The sequence below is a fragment of the Arthrobacter sp. StoSoilB5 genome (assembly GCF_019977235.1).
Classification (GTDB): domain Bacteria; phylum Actinomycetota; class Actinomycetes; order Actinomycetales; family Micrococcaceae; genus Arthrobacter.
The window spans coordinates 4359064-4372538 of the sequence record NZ_AP024646.1; the positions used below are offsets into that span (position 1 = coordinate 4359064).

Sequence of the window (13475 nt, forward strand, 5' to 3'; positions counted from 1 at the left end):
GGTACTACTCAGCTACTGCGGAGGTAATGAGGGCCTTCAAAGTGCTCTTCTCAATTTCGCCGAGGACACGGGAGGCAACCTTGCCGTCCTTGTCCAGGACCAATGTGGTGGGCACTGCACCCGGAGGCACAATTCCGGACACGGACAGCAGAACGGCCCCGTCTTTGTCGTTGAAGCTCGGGTAGGTGAGGTTGAAGGTCTTGTCGAAGGCATCCGCGGTGGCTTTCTCATCACGGAGGTTAACTCCGAAGAATTGAACGCCTTGATCCTTGAAGTCCTGGTGCAGGGCTTCAAGCTGGGGAGCTTCGACGCGGCAGGGGGCACAGGCCGCGAACCAAAAGTTCAAGACGGTGACCTTGCCCTTGAGGTCTTCGGGGTTGACGGTGGTCCCATTAAAGAGTGTGCCCTTGAGCGCCACGGGGGCAGCACGGTCCGCTTTGGCGAACTCGGTGACGGACCCGTCCCCGGCCACATAGTTCTTGTTGTCGCCTTTGCGGGCTTGCTCGGCGAGGGAATCCTTCTGGGCGCAGGCCGACAGGCCCATGGTAAGTCCCGCCAACAGGACGCCACCGGCGGTGAGCACGCCACGGCGTGAAAGGTTGTTATCCATCTGCCTAAGCCCCCGGAGTGCTGGCGGCACCGGGAAGGAGCACGGCAGCCGGCTCGCTGTACTCCACCCGCACAATTTTGCCGTCGTCGTCGAGGACCAGGGATGTCAAGGAGGTCAAGGTGCACTCGCGCTTGCGCGGATCGTGCGCCAGCCGGCGTCCCTCGGCGGACAGGCGGGTGGCCCAGATGGGCAGTTGGTGGCTGACGAGGATGGCCTCAGCGCCGTCACCACCCAGTTCGATCGCCTTGATCCGGGCGTCTTCGACGGCAGCCAGGACCCGCGCGGCTTGCTCTGTGTAAGCTTCGCCCCACGACGGACGCATGGGGTTCCGGAAATAGAACCAGTGCTTGGGCTTCAAAAATTCGCTACGCGTGGGGTGGAGTCCTTCGAAGTGGTTCTCCGCTTCGATGATCCTCGGGTCCGTATGGATGTCGAGATGGAGTGCCGCGGCAGTTGGCATCGCCGTTTCCTGGGCGCGCGTGAGCGGCGAGGCGACCAAGTGGACAATCTTGGCACCCTCGCTGGCGCGGACGGCGAAGTGCTCGGCCAGCATGCGGGCCATCTCCCGGCCCCGCTCGGAGAGATGGAATTCAGGCAGCCGGCCGTACAGGACGCCATCGGGATTATGGACCTCGCCATGGCGAAGCAGATGGACAGTTGCTTGGGGCATGTTTACCAGTTTCTCAAAGAAGCGGAGCGATCCGAAATCTTCTACCGCTAGTAGAACTCAAAGTTTTCTCGAAATGTTCCGCAGAGTTGGAATAAAAGATGCATATGCATGTTTATACTAGACACGAAGCTCGGTTGACGCTTCAAGTAAACGCATCAACGAATCGACCGGGCAAGCCAGCGGTACCTTCCACTACATACAGGAGCAATATCATGATGACCCTTCCCGCCAACGTCACCACCGGCATCTGGACCCTCGACGCCTCCCACAGCGAGATCGGCTTCACCGTCCGCCACGCAGGTATCAGCAAGGTCCGCGGCGTCTTCAAGGATGCCGAAGCCACCCTCGAAGTCGGCGAGACGCTCACGGACTCCAAAGTCAACGCAACCATCCGGACCGCGAGCTTTGACTCCGGCGACGTCAACCGCGATGGCCACGTCAAGGGCGAGGACTTCTTCGACGTGGAGAAGTACCCGGAGATCACGTTCGTCTCCCGCCACGTCAAGTCCAACGGCGACGGCTTCGATCTTGTGGGCGATCTCACCATCAAGGGAGTGACCAAGGAAGTTTCCATCGAAACCGAGTTCAACGGCGTCGCAGTGGATCCCTTCGGCAACACCCGTGCAGGCGTCTCCGGCGAAACCACCATCAGCCGCAAGGACTTCGGCCTCACCTGGAACGCAGTTCTGGAAGCCGGTGGCGTCCTGGTCAGCGACAAGGTTGTCATCAACCTCGAACTCGCTTTCATCGCACCGGCAGCTGCCTAACTCCAAGGCAGTTAATACCGCGGTCCCGAGCAAACGGCGCCCCACCACAGTTCCACTGTGGGGGCGCCGTTTCGCATACTCAGAAGTCACCCTGCGATTATTCGGCAAACACCCTGTAGTTCGCTGCGAAGTAGCTCCGAATTTCCTATGCATCCTTCAACCTGCGGTCTAAAGTGATGCCATGAGTAACCCAGATGAAGCACCAGAGCCTCAGCAGCCCGGCGCTCAGCCTCAGCAGCCCGGCAACGTTCCTCCTGCGGGTTACCAACCGCCGCAGGGCTACCAACCACCCCAGGGCTACCAGCCGCCGTCGCAACCCGGCCAATATTCGCAGCCCGGCCAGTATTCGCAACCTGGACCAGGTCAGCAAGGCCAGCCGACGCAACCCGGGCAACCGGGTGGTTTCCGATTCGAAATGCCCACCGACGGGCCCCGCAACTTCAATGACGTCCTACCGCAAGGTGGTTTCTCGGGTCTCTTCAAGACCATGGGCCTGCCCACCGAACTCAAAGTGTCCTACTTTATTTGGGTCATCTCGGGGCTCCTTGGGCTCCTCTTTGGCCTCATTGGGCTCTTCGCCATCATCGCGGCGTTCGCTTTCATGCCGGGCGTCGCCGCACTCCTCCTGGTTCTCTTGATCATCAGCCTGGCTGTCGCGGCCGCCCAGATAGTACTCGCCATGAAAATGAAGGAAGGCAAGGAATGGGCACGGCTGGCCCTCACCATCCTTGCCGCCGTTTCGCTCTTGCTCGCTATCTTTGGCTCCATCAACGCCGGTGGACCCGGTACAGGCCTGGGTAGCAACTGGTTTGGCTTCTTCGTCAGCGCAGTGGCCGTTGTCATGATGTGGTTGCCGAACTCGCAGCTGTGGTTCAAGGCAGTAAAAGGCGCCGCCTAACCGGGCATAAGTACCGCCGTCGGCCTCGCATCGAGCACGACCCGGCAGGCGCGCAAGGCCGTGGTGGTCCGATGGACCACCACGGCCTTCATCATGAAGGCGTACGCCATCGTGATGATTTCATCGGAAGCAGGAAATTCCTGCGTGTGATCATCCGCAGCACCAGACCGCGGAGGTACGGTGGAAGCAGAACCAGGCTGGGGGCAGGGTCTTTTTGCTGATCCCGGCAGCCGTACCAGCAGTCGAACAAGCAAAGGAATGCCATGAGCAACCCTCCATACCCGCCCTCCAACCCGGCGGACGCCAACAAGGGCGACGCCAACTCGGGCGATGCCAACAAGGCCAACACCGGTGACGCCAACAAGCCTGAACAGCCCGGCCAGCCTTCAGCTCCCCAGTACGGCCAGCAGGCACCCCAATATGGTCAGCAGAGTCCCCAGTACGGCCAGCAGGCACCGCAATATGGCCAGCAGCCGAGCGCTCCGCAGTACGGCCAGCAATCCCCGGCGGCACCCCAATATGGTCAGCCCTCGGCACCCCAATACGGTCAGCAGAGTCCCCAGTACGGCCAGCAGGCACCGCAATATGGGCAGCCTTCTCCCTACGGTCAGCAGGCTCCGCAGTACGGCCAGGACACCAACTGGCCCAGCCAGCAGCCCGGACCCGCGACGGTGCCGCAGTTGGTCAACATCTCCTTCTGGATGATCATCGCAGCGGGAATCCTGTCCGCCATCAGCTCGCTGATCCTGGCCACCACGGGCTCAGATGCCTTCATCAACTCGATGATCCAGCAGGCTGCGCAGCAGGGCACTGAATTCCCCGAGGGCTCCCTGGAGGGCATGCGCGGCGGCATTGTTGTTGCCGCAGTCATCGGCGCCATCGTGTCCTTGGGCCTCTACGCACTGGTTGCGTTCCCGGTCCGCAAGGGCAAGAACTGGGCCAGGATCCTCGGGACCGTCTTCGCCGCTATCTCGGTTCTGGGCCTCGCCGGATTGTTCCAGTTCGGCGCCACGTACGGCATCCTGCAGCTCTTGGTGATCCTGCTGGGAGTTGCCGCGATCGTCCTGCTGTACCTGCCGGCGTCGGCTCCGTACTTCCGCAAGCCGCAGCCGTTCGGTAACCCTTACCAGAACCCTTACGGCCGCTAAACCGCGGAAGTTCGTTCCACAGCGGGCGCGGACCCGGAAAGGCTAGACAGCCTGACCCGGTGTCTGCGCCCGTTGTGCGTGGTAGGCAAGGATCTGCAGCTCGGTAGCCATGTCCACCTTCCGAAGGTTGACGTGCGGGGGAACCTGCAGGAGAACCGGAGCAAAGCTCAGGATGCTCCGGATTCCCGCCGCGATGACGCGATCGCAGACTTCCTGTGCCACGGTGGCCGGCAAAGCCAGCACCACCATGTTGGTGTGGGTGCGTTCCAGGACGCGTTCCAGTTCGGCCGAATCGCTGACCCGCAACCAACCGACCTCGTTTCCGATCACCATGGGGTCCGCATCGAAGATAGCTACGACGTCGAATCCCCGGGACTCGAAGCCGCCATACCGTGCCAAGGCTTTGCCGAGGTTACCGGCACCGACGATCGCGACCTTCCAGTCGTGCGTCAGGCCAAGTGCGGCTGCGATGTGCCTGCTCAAGTACTGGACTTCATAGCCCACACCGCGGGTCCCGTACGAGCCCACGTAGGAGAGGTCCTTGCGGAGCGTGGAGGAGCTAACGCCTGAAGCCTCGGCCAACGCGTCTGATGAGACACGTTCCACGCCTTCAGCCAGGAGGGAGTTGAGCGCGCGCAAATAGAGAGTCATCCGGGCCACGGCCGCGGGCGGGATCTGCTTGGCGGCAGGTTCGTTTTCCCCGCTTGTTGCCCCCGGGGACGGTTCCAGCGCAGTCACGGTTTTCTCCATTGCGTCGCTTGTTGTTCCACTCTATGGCCCTTGGCCGGACTCAACAAAAGCCGGTACTTACGGGTTGCAGCGTCCGTAGTCTTCAGCCTTCGATGACTCTTTTCAAAGTACGGGTCAAGCGCTGCTCGTCGATCTTCCAAAAGTCGCGCTGGACTCCATCGACCAACACCACGGGAATTTCCTCCGCGTACCGCTCCTGCAGTTCCGCGTCATCATCGATCCCCCGCTCTGTCCATTGGATGCCCAGTGCCGAGGTAACGCGTTCGACGGCGGCACGCGCCTCCGTGCAGAGGTGGCAGTCAGCTTTGGTGAGGAGAACGACGTCGGGAATAGCCATGACACAACGGTAACCGCCCCGATCCTCTCTCACATCCCACCCCCAAACCCCCGATCCTCTCTCACATCCCACCCCCAAACCCCCGATCCTCTCTCACATCCACACGGCAGCCCTCGTCGTGCGCCCTCAACGCGGGGGCCTGGCGATTGACTAGACTCAAGGCATGCCCGACGAGAAGAACGCCGCTGTGGTCGCCGACGCCAAGGTGCCACAGCACACCGGCGAAGCCGCTTTCTTCGACGTCGATAACACCCTGATGAAGGGCGCCAGCCTCTTCCATGTGGCTCGCAAGATGTACGAACGCAGGGCCTTTACGCTGTCCCAGGCGGCTGGCTTCGCGTGGAAGCAGTTCAAGTTTGTGATGCGGGGCGAGAACATGGACGACGTCCATGCCGTGCGCGATTCGGCCCTGACCTTGGCTGCCGGGATAACCGTGGAGGACATCAAAGCCCTCGGCGAAGAAGTTTATGACGAAATGATCGAGTCACGGATCTGGCCCGGAACCAAGGCGCTCGCGGAGCAACACCTTCGTGTCGGCCGGCGTGTATGGCTAGTGACAGCCACACCCATTGAGGTTGCCACAGTCATCTCCACAAGGCTCGGCCTGACGGGCGCGCTGGGGACCGTGGGCGAGGTCCATGACGGAATGTATACCGGCAAGCTGGTGGGTGACATCCTCCACGGGCCGGCCAAGGCCATCGCGGTCCAACTCATTGCTGACCAAGAAGGTTTGGACCTGGAACACTGCTGGGCTTACAGCGATTCCGCCAATGACATCCCGCTGCTCACTATGGTGGGTCACCCCGTGGTGATCAACCCCGACTCCAAGCTGCGCCGGCATGCTCGCGACAACAACTGGCCGGTCTACGATTTCCGGTCCGGTCGCCGTGCAGCGACCCTTGGGCTCAAGGCTGCAACCGTCGGCGGCGCCGTCTACGGACTCTGGCGTGGATTCTCAAAGTTCCGCGGGCCCCGCTAACCGTTCCTCTCTCACATCCCAACGCGTTTCCACCGTTCCTCTCTCACATCCCAGCGCGTTTCCACCGTTCCTCTCTCACATCCCAGCGCGTTTCCACCGTTCCTCTCTCACATCCCAACGCGTTTCCACCGTTCCTCTCTCACATGCTCCAATAGCACTGGCCTGCCTGTGGATAACTTCTGCACGCTTTGCGGCTTCCAAGGGGAGTGTCCGTTTAACGGTGGATTCGGGTGTTGGTGTTTATGTGATTCTGCCTTCGAACGTGATGGCGAAGGCATTCAGTGCCGGTTTCCATCGTGCTATCCATCGTGCTCTGCTCCGGCCGGTGGGGTCCAGTGCCCGGGTGGCCAGGTAGAGGCATTTTAAGGCGGCGGGGATGGTGGGGAAATGTCCGCGTGCTCTGACTGCCCGCCGGTATCGTGCGTTCAGGGATTCGATGGCGTTTGTGCTGCAGATGACCTTACGGATCTCCACGTCGTAGTCCAGGAACGGGATGAACTCGCTCCAGGCGTTCTCCCACAGCCGGATGATGGCCGGATACTGCTTGCCCCATTTACCGGCGAACTCTCCGAGGCGTTCTTTGGCCGCGGTCTCGGACGGTGCGGTGTATATCGGGCGGAGGTCCCGGGCCATTTCGGTCCAGCACTTCCTTGAGGCGTAACGGAAGGTGTTCCGGACCAGATGCACGATGCAGGTCTGGACTACAGCCTGGGGCCAGACGGTATTGATCGCATCCGGCAGGCCTTTGAGCCCGTCGCAAACGGTGATGCACACGTCCTCCACGCCCCGGTTCTTGATCTCGGTCAGCACCGCGAGCCAGAACTTCGCCCCTTCACCGCCGTCGCCGGCCCACAACCCAAGGACGTCACGTTCACCATTGACGGTGACACCAATGGCCACGTAGATGGGCCGGTTGGTGACTTGCCCGTCGCGGACTTTGACGTGGATAGCGTCAATGAACATCGCCGGGAACACCCTGTCCAGAGGACGGTTCTGCCATTCGGTCATTTCTCCAACGACCTTCTCGGTGATCCTGGAGATGGTGTCCTTGGAAACCCTTGCGCCGAACACGTCAGCGAAGTGGGCCGCGATTTCCCCGGTCGTGAGTCCTTTAGCGCTCAATGACAGGATGATCTCGTCCACACCGGTCAAACGGCGTTGTCGCTTCTTCACCGTCTGGGGATCAAACGTGGAACCGGTATCCCGGGGCACGTCGATCTCCACCGGCCCGATCTCCGTCAGCACTGTCTTCGAACGGGTGCCGTTGCGTGAATTCCCGCTGCCCCGCCCTGCCACTTCGTGCTTGCCGTATCCCAGATGCTCATCCATTTCCGCTTCCAGGGCGGTCTCCAGGACGTTCTTGGTCAGTTTGTTCAACAGCCCTCCCGGTCCAACAAGCTCCAACCCCTGTTCCTTGGCCTGAGACAGGAGCTGCTGCGCCAACTCTTGCTGATCCACCTCGGTCGCCATGGGGCCCATGATCTCGCTCATGATCAGTCCTCCCCGCCAAGCAACGCTTGGCGTGTCAGGCCAACCCCGGATCCACCGTTGTTCCGACACTCCCCTTCCAAGAAACAATGCGGGTATGCAGAATTCGCTACTCAACCCATCCAGCCCGATCTTGGGGCCTTTCAGCTTGAACGAAGCCAAAGCAGCGGGCATCAACCCCGCAGTCATTTGGCGCAGCAGCAACATTGTTCCGGTTAGCCGGGGATTGTATCGGCCGGCTGATTGGGATTTTGACCTCTTGTCAGCTGCCCGTTCCCTCTCGTCCGCCAGCCCCGGCGCCTGGATCTCCCATACGACGGCCGCCCGGCTCCATGGATTTGTGTTGCCGGCATGGCTATCGGATTCAAATGAATTGCATTTGAGCAAACCCCGACACCTGCCATCGGTTCGCCGCAAGGGCATCATCGGGCACACTGAAAAGCACTTCGAGGGAGAAATTGAGCAGGTACAGGGCGTCTGGATGAGCACGCGAGCCAGAACATGGTTGGATTTGGCGCGGCGCCTCCCGCTTCCTGACCTCGTATGTGTGGCAGATCAGTTGATACGCGTGCCACGGCCGCATCTTGAGGGGCGCGATGCACCGTTCGCGACTGCCAAGGAGCTCCGGACCATGGTCGAGCGGCACAAGAACCGTCAGGGCGTAGTCCGTGCACGCGAGGCCCTTGACCTCATGCGCGTCGGGGCCGACTCCGCACCAGAGACTTTGCTTCGTTTAGCCATGCTTGATGCCAACCTGCCGGAACCTCAGCTCCAGGTCATGCTCCGCGAGAACGACCCCTTCTCACCCTCAGCGGACCTCGGTTTCAAGAGCCGCAGGCTCGCCATACAGTACGACGGCGGTCATCACCTTGAGGAGGAGCAAAGGCATAGCGATCGGCGCAGGGACAAGGCGTTTAGATCAGCCGGTTGGACCGTCCTTGTATTCGGAAAAGACGACCTGGCGGACAACTTCGCCAACGCCATTCGGCAGATCAAAAGGGCACTACGAACTGCTTGGATGGACCCATCCGTGGAATCCGGCTTTGTCCAAGGTGGGATGTGAGAGAGCATCAGGCCAAACGCCTCAGGACGTGAGAGAACATCAGGCCAAACACCTCAGGATGTGAGAGAACATCCGGCCAAACACCTCAGGATGTGAGAGAACAACCCACCAAACACCTCAGGACGTGAGAGAGCATCAGGCCAAACACCTCAGGACGTGAGAGAGCAAAAATGCCCGCCACCTTGGAAGGCAACGGGCATTCACGCTTGGTGAAGTATCTCTACTTCTTATTGCGGCGCTGGTGGCGAGTCTTGCGAAGCAGCTTGCGGTGCTTCTTCTTGGCCATACGCTTGCGGCGCTTCTTAATAACTGAACCCACGAAAGTTCCTTACAAACTAGATGAAGGTCCTGTCTGTTGGAACGGATCCGCGGACTAGCAGCAGACAGTACAACTGACAGATTCTTACATTGACGTAAAACGTTCCTTAACAGAGTACCGCTTCAAAGGGGCACCCTATGACCACGGTCCGCGGGACGGACCCCGGCGCCCTCAGGCGGACTCCGATTGCCCGTCCACCACAGCACCCTTGAGGTACTGGGCAACGGCCTCTTCCGGCACCCGGAAGGAACGGCCGAACCTGACGGCAGGCATTTCCCCTGAGTGGACCAGGCGATACACAGTCATTTTGGAAACACGCAAGACGTCGGCTACTTCAGCCACAGTCATGAAACGCGCATTCGAGAAGTTAGTCTCTGCGGACATTTCCCATATTCCTTTGCTCTCAGCTGGACAGGACACCCCCCAGTAGAACGGTGTGCCGATGCTGAGCCATCAAACAACCATGTGCTAGATACTCTAGAGGCTGAAGTGACCAATGTGAAAGCATTTCGGCGAAGTGGGACTTTACTCCCCAGCTACTCCCCCGTAGCCAGCCGACGTTTCCGCGCAGAGGATGCGAGCTGTTCCAGAACCGACGCAGTGACGTCCCACTCCATGCAGGCATCCGTCACGCTCTGGCCGTAGACGAGTTCCTGCTCGCCGGCCAGCTGCTTGGCCACATCCAGATTCTGCGCACCACCCACAAGGAAGCTCTCCAGCATGACACCTGCGATCGGCGAGGACTCCCCTGCCTCGAGCTGGGCACCGATCTCCAGGGCAACCTCTGCCTGGCGGTGGTGGCTCTTGCCGCTGTTGGCGTGGCTGGCGTCCACGATCAGGCGGGGGTTCAGACCCTTCGCGGCCAGCTTCGACGAGGCCGCGGCAACGTCTTCCTGCGAGTAGTTCGGTCCCTTGCGGCCTCCACGCAGGATGACGTGCGTATCCGGGTTGCCGGAGGTCGCCACGAGAGCCGCGCGGCCGTCGTCGTCGATTCCCAGGAAGGCTTGCTCAGCGGCCGAGGCGCCACAGGCGTCAATCGCCACCTGGAGGTCGCCATCGGTGCCGTTTTTGAAGCCGATGGGCATGGACAGCCCGGATGCGAGCTGGCGGTGGATCTGGCTTTCGGTGGTGCGGGCGCCGATCGCGCCCCAAGACACGAGGTCCGCCATGTATTGCGGACTGATGGGCTCGAGGAATTCAGTGGCGGTGGGCAGGCCCAGCGCAGTGACCTGCTTGAGGAAGCCGCGGGCGGCGCGGAGGCCGGCAGCGATGTCGTGGCTGCCGTCCAGGTGGGGATCGTTGATGAGACCCTTCCAGCCAACGGTGGTGCGCGGCTTCTCAAAGTAGGTCCGCATGACGATCAGCAGGTCTTCCTTGTGCTTCTCGGCCTGGCTTACCAGCCGGCGGGCGTATTCGAGGCCGGCCTTGGGGTCGTGGATTGAGCAGGGACCGACGATGACCAGCAGGCGGTCATCGACGCCGTCCATGATGGCGCGGACTTCGTCACGGCCACGTTCGACGACGGCAGCTGAGCGGGCGTCCAGCGGCAGCCCAGCGATGAGGTCCTGGGGTGCCGGAAGCGGCTCGAAGCGGCTGACGCGCAGGTTGGACGTTGCGGGCTGGGCTGCGTCTGCAACGGCACTAGGTGCTTCGGCGTCGAGCGTTTCGGGGGATTCTGCGGCGATGCTGGTCATTTCTGGGTCCTGTTCCGGATGCGGAGCGGGCCCCTTTTCAGAACCCGCCGGATATGGCGAAGGGCAGAGAATAATCTCTGCCCTGTTGGCTCTGAAGGAAAGTTGGATGCGTGTCAGTTAGACGCGGGCCCCTCCAGAGCCAACGAAAAATACGCATACCAACGCTTAGTCATAGCCACACCATAACCGCGGTTCGGCGAACCGGGCAAATCGGGTCCATCAAGATGACAGTAGTTTGCGAAGGAACTGCAACTGTTTGATCCAATGGTGCTCTTGCCCGCCCTCGTGGTTGTTGAAGCGGTAAACCTCAATATCCTTCTCCGGCGATCCCCCTGACACGCCGTAGCTGTTGAAGCTGGCAAACACTGTGGAGGGCGGGCAGATATCGTCCATCTGCGCCGCCGAGAACAGCGCCGGCACAGTCGCCGCCCGGCCGAGGTGGACTCCGTCGAAATAGTTGAGGACGGCAAGCATGGACTCGTAGCGGTCGCGATGTCGGCCCAGGAACCCCGCGATCTCGGGGTACGGGCCGCGCGGCGCGATATCGATCGCCCGAGGGAAGTCCTGCAGGAAGGGGACGTCGGGCAGGGCGGCGATGACGCCGTCGAGCCTTCCGGCAGTAAGTCCGGCAGCCGCCACTGTGATGCCGCCGCCTTGGCTGACGCCGGCAAGAACCACTTTGGAAGGGTCGACGGCGGGATGGTGCTGTGCCGCTTCTACCGCACGGAAGGCGTCCACGTAGACGCGTCGGAAGTAGTAATCGTCCTGGTGTCCGGCACCGCGGGTCATCAGCCCGGCGTAGGCCACGCCACCTGCCGAAGGGTGCGGATCCGGCGTGTCTCCGGAAACACCGCCGTAGCCCTGGCCCCGGGTGTCCATGATGAAGTGCGCGTAGCCGGCCTGCGCCCAACGGGTGTTCTGGTTGACGAGTCCACGGCCGCCGGAATAGCCGATGTATTCAACTACCACGGGAAGCTGCTGACCTGGCTGGAGATGCGACGGTACGTGCAGCCAGCCCTTGATGCGGTGCCCGCCGAAGCCCGAAAACTTGACGTCGAAGGTATCGATGATGCCCAGATAGTTCTCCACCGGCTCGAACACGGCATCCAGCGGCAGCGCCCGCGCCTCTGCAACAGTACGGTCCCAAAAGGCCTCGAAGTCTCCGGGCGGGACGGCGCTGGAAGTGTAGGCGCGGAGCTGGTCGAGGGGAAGGTCAAAGAGGGGCATGGTCCATTCCGGTTCAGGTAGGGCTTGGAGGGGCTGATTCACGACGACGTAACCTGGACGGGCTTGACGCGCCTAGAGGACATCCTACGTCATACTGAGTGTCCCCCGTCACAATTGCTTCGAGGCTACAGCGGTTCCACGGTGAGCTCCCGGTAGGCGGCCTTCAGCGGAGCCATCTGTCGGATTCCGAAGTAGCCACCGCCCAGGATGTGCTGGCTGGGATCCGTCCAATCGAACAAAGGCAATCCATTGACCGAGAAAGCCACGCGTGGGCCGTCTTTGATGATTTCCATCCGATAGAAACCATTCGCATCCTCTGTAGGTGGGAGCGGATCGGCGCCCTGTGCCACCAGTTCGAACCCGGCACTCTTGCGCAGGTTGCACGTCCGGAAAGCCCGTTCGGATGCGTACTTGTGCCGGAAGTAGGAGACGTGGAGCGCGTCGATGTCTCCCGAGTGGTACTCCGGATAGAAGCCCGTTCGCGGAGCCAGTGCTGCGGAGAAAAGATCCTCCCCGCCATGCCCGCGCGCGGAGAAAAACACCATGGCCAGGCCAGGCTCCTCCAAGGGCAGGAACTCCCACGAGATCCGGACGTGATCAGGGAGTTCCTCCGGACACCACAGGGTCCAGTGAGCGTGGTCGCCGTATTCCTCGGGGTCCAGTGACCCCGCCAGGACCAGCGCGCCGTGGCCGTCCGCAACCGCCCCCCGCCCGTCGCCGTCGTACGTTCCCAGCTGGACCGGGCCCTCGGCGGCCCAGGAAGCGACGTCCTCCGGTCCGCGAAGCGCATTGCGGTAGATGGTGGCCAGGCTCAAACCCGTGCACCCACTTTGAGGGTGGCCGCCAGTCCATAGCCCAACGACTCGAGCTGTTCAGCGACATACACGGCGATCCGCTTGGCGCCCTTCTCGTGGAAGTGCGTGTTGTCTTCCAAGCCGCCGGCCCAGTGGGCGTGCTCACCCGGGGCGAAGTGGAAGAAAAGCTCCTTGGATCCCTCCTCCCCCAATTCCTCGTACAGGGCGCGTGTCCAGTGGTTGAGGTCTATGACATCCAGTCCGAGTTCGTCCGCGAGCTCGCGCACCACGGCGGGGTATTCGCCAAGGGTGAAGTCCAATTGCCCCTTGCTGAAATGTCGGCGTTCCACCGAGGTGCAGAGGATGGGAATGCCGCCCTTGGCCTGGACGTCTGCCACCATCCGACGAAGATTCGCGTCGTAGCCTGCGCGTGGCGCGAGGTGGTCACGCTTCTGGTCGTTATGACCGAACTGGATCAGCACGAGGTCGCCCTGCACAGTCTGATGCAGCAACTGGTACCAGAGGCCTTCCTCGCGGAACGACTCCGTAGTGGCGCCACCCTTCGCGTAGTTGTGGACCGCGGCCCACCAGTAGGTTTCAGGAGCCAGATGGGCTCCCCAACCGCTCATCGGATATTCGTAGCTGGGGCAGGCGGCCACGGTGGAGTCGCCCGCGAGGAGGATTTTCATGGGATTCCTTTCTTTAGTGCCTTAATCCTGGGACCGCGCCCT

The 13475-nt window shown here is 61.5% G+C and carries 16 protein-coding genes; 5 read left to right on the plus strand and 11 right to left on the minus strand.

Annotated elements, in window-relative coordinates; genetic code table 11:
• Window positions 1-4: 4 nt before the first annotated feature.
• A complete protein-coding gene (locus LDN75_RS19705; RefSeq protein WP_223934381.1) occupies window positions 5-610 on the minus strand; it encodes a TlpA disulfide reductase family protein in 606 nt (201 codons plus the stop codon).
• Between the two features lie 4 nt (window positions 611-614).
• The gene (locus tag LDN75_RS19710; protein WP_223934382.1) at window positions 615-1280 is read right to left on the minus strand and encodes a histidine phosphatase family protein; all 666 of its coding nucleotides are present in this window, start codon (window positions 1278-1280) and stop codon (window positions 615-617) included.
• 215 nt (window positions 1281-1495) lie between these two features.
• Here LDN75_RS19710 and LDN75_RS19715 point away from each other — a divergent pair, with 215 nt between their 5' ends.
• The 3 genes from LDN75_RS19715 (at window position 1496) to LDN75_RS19725 (ending at window position 4093) form a co-directional block, all read left to right on the plus strand.
• Window positions 1496-2047, plus strand: a complete 552-nt coding sequence (locus LDN75_RS19715) for a YceI family protein (RefSeq protein ID WP_223937642.1) — start codon at window positions 1496-1498, stop codon at window positions 2045-2047.
• 181 nt (window positions 2048-2228) lie between these two features.
• Window positions 2229-2945: a hypothetical protein gene (locus LDN75_RS19720; RefSeq protein WP_223934383.1), complete on the plus strand. Its 717-nt coding sequence runs from the start codon at window positions 2229-2231 to the stop codon at window positions 2943-2945.
• Window positions 2946-3208: 263 nt separating this feature from the next.
• Window positions 3209-4093 (plus strand): hypothetical protein, encoded by an 885-nt coding sequence (locus tag LDN75_RS19725; protein WP_223934384.1) that lies wholly within the window; start codon window positions 3209-3211, stop codon window positions 4091-4093.
• Window positions 4094-4135: 42 nt separating this feature from the next.
• On the opposite strand, the gene LDN75_RS19730 is transcribed toward LDN75_RS19725, so the two are convergent.
• Window positions 4136-4843 carry a redox-sensing transcriptional repressor Rex gene (locus LDN75_RS19730; RefSeq protein WP_223934385.1) on the minus strand — a complete coding sequence of 236 codons (708 nt, stop codon included), beginning with the start codon at window positions 4841-4843 and terminating at the stop codon, window positions 4136-4138.
• An 82-nt stretch (window positions 4844-4925) separates the two neighbouring features.
• Window positions 4926-5180 (minus strand): glutaredoxin family protein, encoded by a 255-nt coding sequence (locus tag LDN75_RS19735; protein ID WP_223934386.1) that lies wholly within the window; start codon window positions 5178-5180, stop codon window positions 4926-4928.
• A 163-nt stretch (window positions 5181-5343) separates the two neighbouring features.
• Between LDN75_RS19735 and LDN75_RS19740 the strand changes: the two genes are divergently transcribed.
• Window positions 5344-6159, plus strand: a complete 816-nt coding sequence (locus LDN75_RS19740; RefSeq protein WP_223934387.1) for an HAD-IB family hydrolase — start codon at window positions 5344-5346, stop codon at window positions 6157-6159.
• A 240-nt stretch (window positions 6160-6399) separates the two neighbouring features.
• On the opposite strand, the gene LDN75_RS19745 is transcribed toward LDN75_RS19740, so the two are convergent.
• Window positions 6400-7650, minus strand: a complete 1251-nt coding sequence (locus LDN75_RS19745; RefSeq protein WP_223934388.1) for an IS256 family transposase — start codon at window positions 7648-7650, stop codon at window positions 6400-6402.
• Window positions 7651-7744: 94 nt separating this feature from the next.
• Between LDN75_RS19745 and LDN75_RS19750 the strand changes: the two genes are divergently transcribed.
• Window positions 7745-8710: a DUF559 domain-containing protein gene (locus LDN75_RS19750; protein WP_223934389.1), complete on the plus strand. Its 966-nt coding sequence runs from the start codon at window positions 7745-7747 to the stop codon at window positions 8708-8710.
• Window positions 8711-8930: 220 nt separating this feature from the next.
• Here LDN75_RS19750 and LDN75_RS19755 read toward each other — a convergent pair whose 3' ends face one another.
• From LDN75_RS19755 to LDN75_RS19780, 6 genes are all read right to left on the minus strand, one after another.
• Entirely contained in the window at window positions 8931-9029 is a 99-nt protein-coding gene (locus tag LDN75_RS19755) for an AURKAIP1/COX24 domain-containing protein (RefSeq protein ID WP_003792170.1), read from the minus strand.
• A gap of 171 nt (window positions 9030-9200) precedes the next feature.
• Window positions 9201-9413 (minus strand): helix-turn-helix domain-containing protein, encoded by a 213-nt coding sequence (locus tag LDN75_RS19760; RefSeq protein ID WP_223934390.1) that lies wholly within the window; start codon window positions 9411-9413, stop codon window positions 9201-9203.
• Window positions 9414-9565: 152 nt separating this feature from the next.
• Entirely contained in the window at window positions 9566-10723 is a 1158-nt protein-coding gene (locus LDN75_RS19765) for a 3-deoxy-7-phosphoheptulonate synthase (RefSeq protein WP_223934391.1), read from the minus strand.
• A gap of 219 nt (window positions 10724-10942) precedes the next feature.
• Window positions 10943-11950 carry an acetylxylan esterase gene (locus LDN75_RS19770; protein WP_223937643.1) on the minus strand — a complete coding sequence of 336 codons (1008 nt, stop codon included), beginning with the start codon at window positions 11948-11950 and terminating at the stop codon, window positions 10943-10945.
• Window positions 11951-12075: 125 nt separating this feature from the next.
• Complete coding sequence (locus tag LDN75_RS19775) at window positions 12076-12765, minus strand: DUF1961 family protein (RefSeq protein ID WP_223934392.1); 690 nt, start codon at window positions 12763-12765, stop codon at window positions 12076-12078.
• Window positions 12762-13433: a rhamnogalacturonan acetylesterase gene (locus LDN75_RS19780; RefSeq protein WP_223934393.1), complete on the minus strand. Its 672-nt coding sequence runs from the start codon at window positions 13431-13433 to the stop codon at window positions 12762-12764. The genes LDN75_RS19775 and LDN75_RS19780 overlap by 4 nt, the downstream gene beginning before the upstream one ends.
• Window positions 13434-13475 lie beyond the last annotated feature (42 nt).

Excerpts from the sequence above, each read along its gene's own strand:
- LDN75_RS19735 (WP_223934386.1), bottom strand. The coding sequence starts at position 5,180 with ATGGCTATTCCCGACGTCGTTCTCCTCACCAAAGCTGACTGCCACCTC.
- LDN75_RS19715 (WP_223937642.1), top strand. The coding sequence starts at position 1,496 with ATGACCCTTCCCGCCAACGTCACCACCGGCATCTGGACCCTCGACGCC.
- LDN75_RS19705 (WP_223934381.1), bottom strand. The coding sequence starts at position 610 with ATGGATAACAACCTTTCACGCCGTGGCGTGCTCACCGCCGGTGGCGTC.
- LDN75_RS19780 (WP_223934393.1), bottom strand. The coding sequence starts at position 13,433 with ATGAAAATCCTCCTCGCGGGCGACTCCACCGTGGCCGCCTGCCCCAGC.
- LDN75_RS19765 (WP_223934391.1), bottom strand. The coding sequence starts at position 10,723 with ATGACCAGCATCGCCGCAGAATCCCCCGAAACGCTCGACGCCGAAGCA.
- LDN75_RS19725 (WP_223934384.1), top strand. The coding sequence starts at position 3,209 with ATGAGCAACCCTCCATACCCGCCCTCCAACCCGGCGGACGCCAACAAG.
- LDN75_RS19750 (WP_223934389.1), top strand. The coding sequence starts at position 7,745 with ATGCAGAATTCGCTACTCAACCCATCCAGCCCGATCTTGGGGCCTTTC.
- LDN75_RS19730 (WP_223934385.1), bottom strand. The coding sequence starts at position 4,843 with ATGGAGAAAACCGTGACTGCGCTGGAACCGTCCCCGGGGGCAACAAGC.
- LDN75_RS19745 (WP_223934388.1), bottom strand. The coding sequence starts at position 7,650 with ATGAGCGAGATCATGGGCCCCATGGCGACCGAGGTGGATCAGCAAGAG.
- LDN75_RS19710 (WP_223934382.1), bottom strand. The coding sequence starts at position 1,280 with ATGCCCCAAGCAACTGTCCATCTGCTTCGCCATGGCGAGGTCCATAAT.
- LDN75_RS19740 (WP_223934387.1), top strand. The coding sequence starts at position 5,344 with ATGCCCGACGAGAAGAACGCCGCTGTGGTCGCCGACGCCAAGGTGCCA.
- LDN75_RS19770 (WP_223937643.1), bottom strand. The coding sequence starts at position 11,950 with ATGCCCCTCTTTGACCTTCCCCTCGACCAGCTCCGCGCCTACACTTCC.
- LDN75_RS19720 (WP_223934383.1), top strand. The coding sequence starts at position 2,229 with ATGAGTAACCCAGATGAAGCACCAGAGCCTCAGCAGCCCGGCGCTCAG.
- LDN75_RS19760 (WP_223934390.1), bottom strand. The coding sequence starts at position 9,413 with ATGTCCGCAGAGACTAACTTCTCGAATGCGCGTTTCATGACTGTGGCT.